The 13,432-nt window shown below is 32.9% G+C and carries 11 protein-coding genes; 5 read left to right on the plus strand and 6 right to left on the minus strand.

The genetic code is table 11. From position 1 onward, the window contains the following. The first annotated feature begins 348 nt into the window (after positions 1 to 348). Positions 349 to 1,038, plus strand: coding sequence for a hypothetical protein (locus ES675_RS07780; RefSeq protein ID WP_066247778.1), 690 nt, complete (start codon positions 349 to 351; stop codon positions 1,036 to 1,038). Between the two features lie 2 nt (positions 1,039 to 1,040). On the opposite strand, the gene ES675_RS07785 is transcribed toward ES675_RS07780, so the two are convergent. Then, on the minus strand, positions 1,041 to 1,622 hold the full coding sequence (locus ES675_RS07785) for a pseudouridine synthase (protein WP_066247780.1): 582 nt from the start codon (positions 1,620 to 1,622) through the stop codon (positions 1,041 to 1,043). 140 nt (positions 1,623 to 1,762) lie between these two features. Between ES675_RS07785 and ES675_RS07790 the strand changes: the two genes are divergently transcribed. Beyond that, positions 1,763 to 3,322 carry a DEAD/DEAH box helicase gene (locus ES675_RS07790; RefSeq protein ID WP_066247782.1) on the plus strand — a complete coding sequence of 520 codons (1,560 nt, stop codon included), beginning with the start codon at positions 1,763 to 1,765 and terminating at the stop codon, positions 3,320 to 3,322. Between the two features lie 5 nt (positions 3,323 to 3,327). On the opposite strand, the gene ES675_RS07795 is transcribed toward ES675_RS07790, so the two are convergent. The 4 genes from ES675_RS07795 to ES675_RS07810 form a co-directional block, all read right to left on the minus strand. Next, positions 3,328 to 4,140, minus strand: coding sequence for a DUF1853 family protein (locus ES675_RS07795; RefSeq protein ID WP_066247784.1), 813 nt, complete (start codon positions 4,138 to 4,140; stop codon positions 3,328 to 3,330). 79 nt (positions 4,141 to 4,219) lie between these two features. After that, positions 4,220 to 5,056 (minus strand): OmpA/MotB family protein, encoded by an 837-nt coding sequence (locus ES675_RS07800; protein ID WP_066248105.1) that lies wholly within the window; start codon positions 5,054 to 5,056, stop codon positions 4,220 to 4,222. A gap of 97 nt (positions 5,057 to 5,153) precedes the next feature. After that, positions 5,154 to 6,401, minus strand: a complete 1,248-nt coding sequence (locus ES675_RS07805) for a mechanosensitive ion channel family protein (protein ID WP_066247787.1) — start codon at positions 6,399 to 6,401, stop codon at positions 5,154 to 5,156. A gap of 5 nt (positions 6,402 to 6,406) precedes the next feature. Then, the gene (locus tag ES675_RS07810; protein WP_066247790.1) at positions 6,407 to 6,685 is read right to left on the minus strand and encodes a DUF3817 domain-containing protein; all 279 of its coding nucleotides are present in this window, start codon (positions 6,683 to 6,685) and stop codon (positions 6,407 to 6,409) included. Between the two features lie 208 nt (positions 6,686 to 6,893). Here ES675_RS07810 and ES675_RS07815 point away from each other — a divergent pair, with 208 nt between their 5' ends. The 3 genes from ES675_RS07815 (at position 6,894) to ES675_RS07825 (ending at position 12,495) form a co-directional block, all read left to right on the plus strand. After that, a complete protein-coding gene (locus ES675_RS07815) occupies positions 6,894 to 8,240 on the plus strand; it encodes a T9SS type A sorting domain-containing protein (protein ID WP_148367358.1) in 1,347 nt (448 codons plus the stop codon). Between the two features lie 115 nt (positions 8,241 to 8,355). Continuing rightward, complete coding sequence (locus ES675_RS07820) at positions 8,356 to 11,184, plus strand: M16 family metallopeptidase (protein ID WP_066247794.1); 2,829 nt, start codon at positions 8,356 to 8,358, stop codon at positions 11,182 to 11,184. Between the two features lie 90 nt (positions 11,185 to 11,274). Then, positions 11,275 to 12,495, plus strand: a complete 1,221-nt coding sequence (locus tag ES675_RS07825; RefSeq protein ID WP_066247796.1) for a class I SAM-dependent rRNA methyltransferase — start codon at positions 11,275 to 11,277, stop codon at positions 12,493 to 12,495. Here ES675_RS07825 and rlmF read toward each other — a convergent pair. After that, the gene (gene rlmF, locus ES675_RS07830; RefSeq protein ID WP_066247798.1) at positions 12,492 to 13,346 is read right to left on the minus strand and encodes a 23S rRNA (adenine(1618)-N(6))-methyltransferase RlmF; all 855 of its coding nucleotides are present in this window, start codon (positions 13,344 to 13,346) and stop codon (positions 12,492 to 12,494) included. The two genes, ES675_RS07825 and rlmF, sit on opposite strands and share 4 nt — an antisense overlap. Positions 13,347 to 13,432: the final 86 nt, after the last annotated feature.

Consider the following 13,432-nt stretch of genomic DNA (forward strand, 5'->3'; position numbering starts at 1 on the left):
ATTCCAAGTAAAGCCATTTGTAGTGTTTGTTCTTTTTGATAATTGATTGCTGTCTAAAGTTCTCATAATGTTTATATTTATTGGATTGGTATACTTAATAGACGACACATAAATTATTTTGTTACAGTACTATGCATTACAAAGTAGTTATTTAACATATTTTAACATTTAAGCACAGGATATACAGCTTGAGTAAACATCTGAAAACAACTACCATTACTAATGTTATCCTAAATTGTACCTTATGATTTATATATTTCTCATATTTGCTATATATTTATCGTGTTTAAAACATTTAGGTATAGTTTTTGAATTATAAGCTCTAATAAATTTTCATGAATCTATAAAATGAATATAGTCCGTTACATCATGCTTGTTGGAATTATACTGTTGATTTGTATGCCTATACATGCGCAAATTGATAGCAATCCAAATACTTCCACTTCCATACCTGCCATAAAAACTGATTCAGGTACTAGTGGTATTAGTATTTCTCCTATTGAAAATAACGGCTTTTCAAATCCTAATCCTGGAAAGGTAAATGGATTATCTGTTCCAAATAACAAGCCATTGAATACAGACAAAAAACAATTTTCCATGTTTGGTGAAAAGTTTGGGAATCCAGGAGAACTTTATGAAGAGCGCTTTAAAAAGCAAGAAAAAAATTTCGATAATATTTTTGAAACAGATGAAATAGGTTCTAAAACAGATCAATATTTAGGTGACTATAAAACAAAGTCTTCAAAAGTTCGCGTGCTTTATCGTGATCATGGCTCTATTGATGGTGATGATATTCGGGTTTTTGTTGATAAAGACATTATGATGCCTTATGCACTTTTAACTTCAGATTATAGAGGTTTTGTTTTGCAGCTAAAAACAGGCTTTAACGTCATTGATTTTTTAGCTTTAACAGGAGGGGCAGTTGGCGCAAACACCGCTCAAGTGGTTATCATGGATGAAAATGATGAGATTATTGCTTCTTCTGGCTGGTGGTTAGCAAAAGGAGTAAAAGCAACCCTTATTATCGTTAAAGAATAATTTTATTGAATAGTTTCTAACCATTCAACGCTTCCCATTTTTAAATCTCCTAACATTATTGTTCCAATGCGAACGCGAACCAATCGTAAGGTTGGAAAACCAACGGCAGACGTCATTTTTCGGACTTGTCTAAATTTACCTTCGGTAATCGTTATAGAAATCCACGTGGTTGGACCATGACGTGCATCCCTAATTTTTTTTCCGCGTTCTGGAAAATCTGGAGCTGTTTTTAAAATAAAAGCCTTTCCTGGTTTGGTTATATAGGATTTGCTATTTACGGTAATAGCAACGCCTTTTTGTAAGGTTTCTATAGCTTCGGGAGTTATTAAACCATCCACTTGCACATAATATTCCTTTTCTATTTTATTACTGGTAATAAAGCTGCTTGTTTGACCTTCTGTGGTGAGCAATAATAAACCTTCAGAGGTTTCATCTAATCGTCCAATAGCCATAGTGCCTTCAGGAAAATTGTACAATTCGCCTAATAAACGTTTGTTACGTTTTTGTTTCCCATTAATAACAAACTGACTAATAAAACCATAGGGTTTAAAAAGTTTAAAATGTTGGGTTAACGAATTTGACATAAGCATATAAAATAGGAAAAAGCTATAAGGTTGCAAAAATAAGTTTTAAACCATGGTTGTTGAAAAAGATTCTGTAATTATTTCTAAAAAATTCTTGAATAACCTTGAAAAGAACGTATTTTTGCGCATTGGAAAAATTTATGAGCACGAGTATTTCATTATCAGAATTAGCAGACAGAAAAGAAGGTAAAAACCTATATAGTTATCAAAAAGGGGCTATCAACAAGATTTTTAAGAGTTTTGAAGAAGCACCTGAAGATTACCATTTACTATATCAGCTACCAACAGGTGGTGGTAAAACCGTTATTTTCTCCGAAATAGTAAGACAATATTTAAAGCACCACAAAAAGAAGGTTTTGGTAATGACTCACCGTATTGAGTTATGCCGACAAACTTCTGGTATGCTTACCGAATTTGGTGTGGAGAATAAAGTGGTTAACAGTAAGGCAAACTTGGACGACCAAGCGCAATACAGTTGTTTTGTTGCCATGGTTGAAACATTAAATAACCGTTTAAACGAAGACAAACTGGATATTTCAGATATTGGCTTGGTTATTATTGATGAAGCCCACTACAACTCGTTTACAAAACTATTTAAGTTTTTTGAAAAATCTTTTATTTTAGGCGTAACCGCTACACCATTAAGTTCCAACATTAAATTACCAATGAAGGACAATTACAATGAATTAATTGTAGGTGAAAGTATTGAATCGCTTATTGAAAATGAGTTTTTAGCAAAAGCGGAAGTCTATAGCTATAACGTAGGATTAACGTCATTAGTAGTTGGTGCCAATGGAGATTATACGGTAAAATCTTCCGAAGATTTATACACCAATAATGATATGCTTTCCAAGTTACTTCAAGCTTATGAAGAGCGTGCAAAAGGAAGGAAAACGTTGATATTTAATAATGGTATTAATACATCGTTGCATGTATATGACACCTTTAGAATAGCGGGTTATCCAGTAGCACACTTGGATAATACGAATACCAAGAAAGAACGTAAAAAAATATTAAAATGGTTTAAGGAAACACCAGATGCTATTTTAACGTCTGTTAGTATTTTAACTACAGGTTTTGATGAGCCAACAGTGGATGCTATTATATTAAATCGCGCCACCAAATCGCTGACCTTATATTACCAGATGATTGGTAGAGGCTCGCGTATATTAAAAAATAAGAGCAAGTTTACGGTTCTAGATTTAGGAAATAACTTACATCGTTTTGGTCCTTGGGGAGCAGATTTAGATTGGCATCGTATTTTTAGATCGCCAAATTTTTATTTAGATGGTATTTTAGCGGATGATGAAATTGAAGAAAACTTCAGATATGAGATGCCTGATGATTTGCGCGAATCATTTTCTAAATCAGAAGACGTTTATTTCGATATTAAAAAAACATATATAGCAGCTGTAAGAGCTGGTGAATCATCTAAAGTAGTTCTTGAACGTTCCATTGAACATCATGCAAAAATTTGCGTAGAAAACAGTGAGGATTTATGGGATGCATTAGATTTAGCGAAACAATTAGGTGATGATATTGATTACCGCATTCACCGCTACACAAAATGTATTAGTAAAAGTACCTTTAATTTTGTGGAATGGTTAAAGGATGATTATCGTAAAAAATTACGTGCCTATTTGCGTAGTAATTTTGATGAAGTGTATCTTGACGTTCATGGAAAACCACCTGAAGAATAGCGCGATTACCACCAAACAATAAAGCTTTTTATAATAGAATTATCAGCCTGCTGTATCCAACAACAGGCTGAATTTTTTTCAATATGTATGCGGTTTAAAGCATCTTGGGAAGCTGTATAGTCCAACCAATTCACTGAATGGTGTGGTTGTATTAGCCAATCCGGTTTAATCGGGAAATAGAAATTACAGGTTTCAAATTCGCGTAATTGCTCTTTTCTTAAATAAATGCCCGCAATACAATCCGGATTTAATTCTTTTAGAACAATCTCTTTTTTATAAGGCAAAAATAATTGTGCTTTAAAACAAACCTTTTGTTGAATCTCATTCACATCTAATTTTAAACTTGCTAGTAATGCTTGGGTTTGCGGTTTATAGAGTAGTGGAAGTTGCTTGTTTTTTAACTTAGTAAGTTTTTCAATTAAGCTATCTTTTCTGTTAGGACCAATAAAATGATCTGTTTCCGAAATTCCTACAGAATCATCAAACACATAAAATTTATAGACAATTTCTAAATGAATAGGTTTTTCATTTAAAGTAATAATGGCATCCAATTCTCCAATGGTTTGCTTTTGTTCTTGTATTTGAATGTTTTCAACTAATATAGAAACTGCTTCATTTTGTTCCAGTTCGTTAAAAACAAATTGTTCCACACGCTTTCCTAAACGCAGATTGTTGGGTAATGTTTTAATATAAGAATCTGATGTGTTGTTGGGTATGGCTAATTGTGAAATTCCCATGATGGCTGATTGTAGCCACAAAGCTTGTGTCTGCTTATAGCCTTGGTATTGTTGTTCAATGTGGTCTAATTCTGAATGCATATAAATACAAAGAAACAAAATAAAAAAGACTGCCAAAGTAGGCAGCCTTTAATATGGACTAATAAAAAATATTAGCTAATTATTCGTTGTTTGAAGCCATTAAAGCAAAAAACTTATTGATGTTTGGTAAAATAATAATACGTGTACGTCTGTTTTTTGAGCGATTATCGGCTGAATCATTATCAGCAACTGGTAAGTAGAAACTTCTACCAGAGGCAATTAGTTTTTCAGGAGCAACATTATAATCTTTTTGTAATTTTCTTACTACTGATGTTGCACGCAACACACTCAAGTCCCAGTTGTCTTTAACCGCACCTGTATTAATACTTCTAGCGTCTGTATGACCTTCAACCATAACTTCAATACTTGGTTCTGAATTGATAACATCGGCTAATTTCTGTAAAATATTGTTAGCCTTACTACTCACTTTATAACTAGCTGTGTTAAATAGTAATTTATCTGAAATAGAAATCATAACCACCGTCTCATCAATATTAATGGCAATATCATCATCCTCATTTAAACTACTTGTATCCATTGATTTACGCAAATTGTAACCAACTGCTAAATTCATGGAATCTTTTAAAGTTTCGGCATTTTGCAAAGCCACAGGATCCACATGTTTCAAAGTTTCGTTCATTTGCTTACGTGTATCATTAGAGATAATCATATCATCACCAACGGATACAAACTTGGCATCATTTTCTTCTGTTAATTTATTTAATTTAGAATTGTACGTGTCTATTCGCCCTTGAATTTCTGCGAATTTATTTTCTAAATCTTCTTTAGCAACACGTGTTTTTTGAAGTTCACTTGTTATTTCGCCATTTTCCTGTTGTAAAGCAACATATTTCTTTTTAGAAACACAGGACATGACTACGACACTTGTAAATACAAGAATTGAAATTTTTTTAATCATAATTATAGTTAAGTTTTTAGTTCTATTATAATTACGACTAGATGAAGATTATAGATGTTTCAATCTCTATTTTTTGATTTATTTAACATAATTTCTAATCATTGGAAGGGTCGATTACTGTGGACAATTCAAAAACCTCCAAATCAAAATAGGGCACAGCAGCCAAGGCATGATCAAAAATATCTGACATGATATATTCATAATTAGCCCAACGTTTGTCAGCACTAAAGGCATAAATCTCCAATGGCAACCCTTGAGGCGTTGGTGCTAATTGACGCACCATAATCATCATATCTTTATTGATGCCTGAATGGTTTTCAATATAACTTTGCATGTATTTACGAAATACGCCTAGGTTTGTTAAATTCCTTCCATTTATTAAAGTCGATTTATCAATGGCGTTAGATGTATTGAAATTAACAATATCATTTTGCCTTTGGTTCAAATAAGCTGTAATTAACTGAATATCCTTTAGTTTTTCAATTTTATCATCTGTTAAATATTGAATGCTTTTCGCCTTTAAAAGAACAGATCGTTTTATTCGTCTTCCTCCTGAAGATTGCATGCCACGCCAATTTTTAAACGAATCCGTAATAAGTGCAAATGTTGGAATATGGGTAATGGTTAAATCGAAATTTTGAACTTGAACTGTGGATAGATTAATCTCTATAACATCGCCATCAGCACCATATTTTTCCATGGTAATCCAATCGCCAATCCGAACAGAGTCATTAATAGCTACTTGAATACTGGCAACAAAACCCATAATTGTATCCTTGAAAATCAACAAAAGAATGGCTGATGCAGCACCTAAAGTGGTGAAAAACTTAAGAAAAGATAAATTAATTACAACGGCTAATATGGATGCAAAACCAATAATCCAAATAAACAACATGCCTACTTGAATATAACTATCAATAGGCTTGTCACGTAATCGTGGTAAGGTTTTAAAATAAGATTCAAACGTTTTTAAAACACTTCTAATAATCCAAACGGTTAAAATTATTCCATATACTTTTATTAATACTATAATATGACTTTCAAATTCGGGATAATCATAAAAAACAAAAGGGAAGAGTTTTAAGGTAATAATTAAAGGTACAATATGTGCAATGTTTCTCGGTGCTTTGTGGTTGACTAATAAATCGTCAAAATTGGTTTTAGATTTTGCGGCTAGACTATTAAATACATTTATTAAAAGTTTACGAGCAATAAAATCAGCAATTACAATTATAATAAGTAAACCCACTAACAAGGCTAACATATTTAAAGCCTTGGAATAGGATTCAGATAAACCTGCTGCTAAACTATAATCATAAATTAAACATTGTAAATCTTGCATTAATATTAAGCTTTCTTAAGGTATTTATATTCAACGTAAAATGTGCCAAATGGAATAATTGAGGCTAGTAATACTTTAGCAAGAGTACTATTACACCATTGCATTTTTTTACTAATTATAATAGCTAAAATGATGTAGGCAATAAATAATATACCATGAGGCATACCTAACATTTTAACATATTGTGGATCGTCTGACAAATACTTTATTGGCGTAGCAATAAATAGTAATAAGATATAAGAAACACCCTCCAAAAAAGCAATAATGCGAAATAATTGTAACATATAAGCAGTTTGTAAAATTAGGTGCAAAAGTACAATTACTTAAACGATCTGCTTATGGATTTAACAATTAATTATCGGTCAATTTCCCGGTTAAACAACAACGAATTAGCCGATTACCGATTTTTATGTTTAACATAACGAATATAATAGACTCAGCTACAATTAAATAATACATTTAACGCACCAAACGCTATTAATTATTAAAATTTTGTCATCAATTAAACCTACATCTCAAATTAAGATTATCATGTGTTTTTGCATGATGTGCCTGTATTGCAGTTTCTCCAATGCGCAAACTACCACTGCTATTCCAGATCCTAATTTTGAACAAGCACTCATTAACCAAGGGATTGATTCCAATGGCCTTAATGGGAATATTTTAAATGCTGATGCTGAGTTGGTAAATAATTTAAATGTTAATGATAAAAATATTACGGATTTAACAGGTATAGAGGCTTTTATTCACTTGAAATATTTGTATGCCTATTCTAATAATCTGTCAACTTTAGATTTATCTAATAATGTATTTTTAGAAGTTTTAGATATTGATAATAACAGTATAGAAACACTTAATATTTCACAAAACATACTTCTTAATGAAATTTATGTGAGTAATAATTTGCTGCAAACCTTAACGGTTTCACACCTTCCTAATTTGGAGTTATTAGCCTGTAGTTTAAATAATTTATCGGCGCTTAATGTTTCAAATAATTTAGAACTTGAAGTTCTTTCATGTTATTCAAATAATTTAAACACATTAAATGTTACTAATAATCAGGATTTAGAATCTCTAAATTGTGGAAATAATTATTTAAATGTTTTAAACATTTCAAACAATCATGATTTGCGCACCTTATCATGTTCAGGAAATAACTTAAATACTATTTCTTTCAGTCAATGTTCTGATATTTCATATGTCGATATTAGCAATAATCAATTTACAGAATTAGATTTAAGTGCTAATAGCGGTTTGAAACGCTTGATATGTGAAAACAATAACATTACAGAATTGGAGCTTTTTAACGCACCGCAATTATTATTATTACATGCTAGCAACAACTTATTAGAAGATATTGATATATCTACAAACAATAATTTACGATTTGTACGTTTGGGTAATAACAACTTAAATACGTTAGATATCCGAAACACTAGAAATTATAGAATTTCCAGCTTCAATGCAGAAGGCAATGCTAATTTATCTTGCATTTTTGTAGATGATGTTCAAGCTAGCTACCTAACAAGTTGGGAAATTGATAGTGCTTCACATTTTGTTGCTACTGAATCCGATTGCAACTCATTAAGTAGGGAAGTGGTTGCTCAAAATTTAGAGTTTGTAATGTATCCAAATCCAGCAACGGATTATTTACATTTCAAAAATTTAAATTCAAATGCCAATATTGATATCTATTCAGTAAACGGTCAATTGGTGAAACATCAAACCACGACGCCTCAAGGAAATAGTATAAATGTTTCATCGTTAAGTTCTGGTTTATATCTTGTTAAGGTATCTTACTTAAATCAATCAATTACCAAAAAAATCCTCATAAATTAGAATCATAGTTAACTATATTCTATTTAGGTCACTACAAAGCCATAGATAATTTTAACGCTTTCTTACAATTTGCATTTATAGAGTTTAAGTATCTTTAAACTCTAAACTAAACACTATGCAACCAAAAATTTACAGCTTAATAGCTTTACTAGTACTTTGTATGTCATGCGAAGAAAAACCCAAAGAACCCGTTCAAGAAATTGAAAAAGATTTCGCTATTGATTACGAAAAATTCACATTAGACAATGGTCTAGAGGTGATACTTCATCAAGATAATAGTGATCCAATTGTTGCCGTAGCAACGATAATGCATGTAGGTTCTAACCGTGAAAAACCAGGTAAAACAGGTTTTGCTCATTTCTTTGAACATATGAGTTTTAATGATTCTGAAAATGTACCAGTTGGTGCTAACAGAAAAATGATTCCAGAATGGGGTGGAAGTCGTAATGGCGGAACTTCCAACGATTATACGGTTTATTATGAAGTGGTCCCAAAAGACGCTTTCGAAAAAATCCTATGGATAGATTCGGATCGCTTTGGTTATATGATTAATACCGTTACCAAATCGGCTTTAGAGCGTGAAAAACAAGTGGTTAAAAATGAAAAACGCCAACGTGTTGATAATGCTGCTTATGGTTATACAGATGAAATTATCCGCTCCAATCTCTATCCAGAAGGCCATCCGTATAATTGGACTGTTATAGGATCTTTACCAGATTTACAAGCTGCAACCATAGATGATGTCAAAGAATTTTACCACCAATATTATGGAGCCAGCAATGCCACTTTAGTAATTGCAGGTGATATTGATTTTGAAGAAACCAAAACGTTAGTCGAAAAATGGTTTGGCGAAATTCCAAGTGGTCCCGAAGTAGAATCACTACAACCACAACCTGTAACTTTAGCTGAAACAAAATCTTTATATTTCGAAGATAATTTCGCTAAACTTCCTGAATTACGCATGGTATTTCCATCCGTTGAGGAATATCACAAAGATTCGTATGCACTCCAAATTTTAGGACTATTATTAAGTGGGAGTAAAAATGCTCCTTTATATCAAGTTGTTGTTGAAGAGCAAAAATTAGCACCTAATATTGGCACTTACCAATCTAATAGTGAATTGGCTGGGGAATTTGTGTTTCGCGTCAGAGCAAATGAGCAAACTAATTTAGATGCTGTTAAAAAAGCAATCGATTCTGGTTTAATACGTTTTGAGAAAAACGGTGTAAATGAACGCGATTTAAAACGCATAAAAGCGGAATTGGAAACCAATTTATACCAAGGCGTAAGTACGGTTTTAAATAAAGCGTTCCAATTAGGTCAGGATAATGAATTTGCAGGCGATCCTAGTTATATTACCAAAACAGCTAAACTAACAAATGCTGTTTCTCCAGATGATGTTATGCGCGTTTACAAGCAATATATCAAAGACAAAAATCACGTAATGACCAGTGTTGTACCAAAAGGGCAACTTGATTTAGTGGTATTAGATGCTAAAGAAGCAACTGTTTGGATTGAAGAAGTGAAACAAGACGTAGCTAGCGAAGAAGTTGGTCAAGGTGAAGAAGCTGAATACCAAAAAACAGTTAGCAAATATGATAGGAGCGAACCTGCTTTTGGCGAATTACCGAAATTTAAAATGCCAGCCATTTGGACTGGAAATTTAGAAAATGGTATGAGCGTTTTTGGTATAGAAAACAACGAAACACCATTAGTACAGTTTGACATTACTATTCCTGGTGGACAACTATTAGATCCTGAAAATAAAGCAGGTGTTGCCAGTATGTTTAGTAATTTAATGCTTGAAGGTACAGCCAATAAAACGCCAGCAGAATTAGAGGAAGCTATTGGTTTATTAGGGGCCAATATTAACATGTATAGCACAAATGAGGATTTTCATATTACAGGTTCCTGCTTGGCTAAAAACTTTGAAGAAACCATAGCGCTTGTCAAGGAAATTATTTTAGAGCCACGTTGGGATGGGGCAGAATACAAGCGACTTATGCAAGGCTTGGAAACTGGTTTGAAAGACAGAGAATCCAATCCAAATGCCATAGCTAGTTTGGCTTATAACCAATTGTTATATGGAAAAAACCATCCATCTGCTATTCCTGGAAGCGGAACGTTAGAAACGTTTAAAAACATTAGTTTAGACGATTTGAAAGCATATTACAGCAATTTAGTTCCTGAAAACGCGAATTTTCATATTGCAGGTGCTATGTCAAAATCTGAAACATTAGGCGTTTTAGAAACCTTAAATACTTGGAAAGGTCAAGCGCCACAGATTCCAACGTTTCAATTACCTTCGGAAAATAATAAAAACACCATTTATTTTATTGATGTTCCAGATTCTAAACAATCGGTTTTTAATATAGGAAAACTAGCATTATCTGCAACCAATGAAGATGCTCAAAGTTTAGACTTTGCAAATGAAATTTTAGGTGGTGGCTCTAGCGGTCGTTTATTCCAAACATTACGTATAGAAAAAGGCTACACCTATGGCGCCTATTCTGGAACTGGAAATAGTTTGGAAGTGGCTCCTTTTACCGTTCGTTCTAGCGTTCGTGCAAATGCGACTTTAAAATCATTGGAAATCATAAAAGATATGGTTGCTAATTATGCTGATAATTTTACAGAAGCTGAAGTTGAATTAACCAAAAACAAGCTTTTAAAAGCTAACACACGTGCATATGAAAGTTTAGGTGCTAAATTGGCTATCCTTCGTAACATTAGTAAATATGGGTATTCCAATGATTATATTGAAAAGAATCAAGCAGAATTAATTGCCATGACTTTGGATGATTATAAAAACATCATCAATAAATATTTACAGGAACCTGAAATGATTTATGTCATAGTTGGTGATAAAGCCACACAATGGTCTGAAGTTAAAAAACTAGGAAAACCGGTTGTGGAATTGGATATTTTTGGAAATCCCAAGTAATTTTATAAAACCCTTCAACGATTAATTTTAAATGCATAGTAAGCTGTTAGCTGCTATGCATTTTCTATTTTTGCACAAATCGAAATCAACATGTCTTCTATTACTATTCCTGAATTTGAAAAATCAACCACACGATTGGCGGTCAAGTTAAACGCAAATGGTGAACGCTCTGTGCTTCAAGGTCATCCTTGGGTTTTTGAAAATAGTATTGAAAAAATTAATAAAGAAGGGAAATCTGGTGATGTTGCCGTAATTTTTAGAAAACGCGATAATGCGTTTATTGGCGTTGGTTTGTATGATGCGTCTTCGCCAATTAGAATTAAAATGTTACATCATGGTGAACCACAAACGATTAATTCAGCATTCTTCCAAAGTAAAATAGATGCTGCTTTTAAAAAACGAGCTTCACTCTTAAAAACGAATACTACAAGTTATCGTTTGTTATTTGGTGAAAATGATGGCTTTCCAGGATTGATTGCTGATGTATATGCCAATGTTTTGGTAATTAAAGTATATTCTGAAATTTGGCTAGGGTATATCCAGGATATAACGGAAATGCTTATAAATGTTTCTAATGTAGAAACAGTTGTTATGCGTTTAAGTCGAAATTTGCAACAAGCAGATTTCGGTTTGGTTGATGGTTCCGTAATTTATGGCATTTTAGAAAATGAAGTCGTAAAATTTATAGAACATGGTGTTCATTTTTCCGCCAATGTCATAAAAGGTCATAAAACAGGTTACTTTTTAGATCACAGAGATAATAGACGTCGCGTGGGCGAATTGAGTCAAGGAAAAACCGTGTTAGATGTGTTTTCGTATGCTGGCGGATTTTCAGTTCATGCTTTGGCCAATCACGCAAAAGAAGTCACGAGTTTAGATATTAGTAAACAAGCGCTTGAAATAGCTTTAGAAAACGGCAGATTAAATAGTTATTCAGGGAAACATCACATTATTGCAGGTGATGCTTTTGATGAAATGGAACAACTCATCCAATCTAATAAAACCTTTGATGTGGTGGTTATTGATCCACCTAGTTTTGCCAAGCAACAGTCCGAAATACAGTTAGCCAAAAAGAAATATGCGCAATTAGCGCAATTAGGTGAGAAGCTCACAGCAAAAGGTGGTATGTTGGTTTTAGCATCCTGTTCGTCTCGAATTATTGCAGATGCTTTTTTTGATGTGAATAAAGCAACGTTGTCCCAGGCCAAAAGGCATTATAAATTGGTTTTAAAAACACAACATGATTCAGATCATCCAATAGGTTTTCCAGAAGGTGCTTACTTAAAATGTGGATACTACCAATTGGATTAATTGGTGAATTGCCAAGCCAAAATCCGTGATACTTTCTGACCTTGAGCCATATCAATAATTTGGTGTGTTGCACCTAATTTGTCCAATTGCTTGATTAGCTTGGGTATATTGGCAGCTTTAGAAACTAGTGTTGTAAACCAACCGACTTGGTTACTAAACGTTTTACTTTCCTTAATCAGGCGTTTTATAAATAAAGCTTCACCACCATTACACCATAATTCATGAGATTGACCTCCAAAATTGAGAGCTGCTTTTTTATCCAAGTTCAGGTTTTTCAGTTTACGTTGTGTTCCTTTTAAAGCTTCTTGTTCGGAAGCATGGAACGGTGGATTACACATGGTAAAATGATAATTTTCTTCCGGTTTTATAATATTAGAAAAAATATGTGCAGGATTTTCCTGAAATCGAATTTCAACCAAACCGTCCAAACTCGAGTTTAAATTGATGTTGTTTTGAGCAATTTCAACAGATTGCTTATTAATATCTGCACCAACCATGTTCCATTGATACAATTTTACTCCTAAAATTGGATATATAGCATTCGCTCCAACGCCAATATCCAAGCCTTTAATGGGTTTAGTTTCAGGTATAATTAAATCGTTTAGGTGATGTAAGTAATCCGCACGGCCAGGAATAGGTGGACACAAATAACCTTTAGGTAATTGATAATCCGTTAATCCATAATCCGAAATAAGAATGGCTTTGTTCAATTGATAAACAGCTTCTGCCAAGGAAAAATTGATAGTTTTGGTTTCAAAATTATTCGTAAAAACAAATGGTTTTAATTCAGAATTCGCCTGAATTAACCTTTCAAAATCATAAGGTATATTGTGCTTATTATTAGGATGCATGATAATTTGTACTGGAATTATGCCACAAATATAAGCTTAATGTGTGGCTTAACAGTTTCCCTTTTTTAATTATACAATAGTGCTGA

The sequence above is a fragment of the Algorimicrobium algoritergicola genome, assembly GCF_008086165.1.
Lineage (GTDB): Bacteria > Bacteroidota > Bacteroidia > Flavobacteriales > Flavobacteriaceae > Algorimicrobium > Algorimicrobium algoritergicola.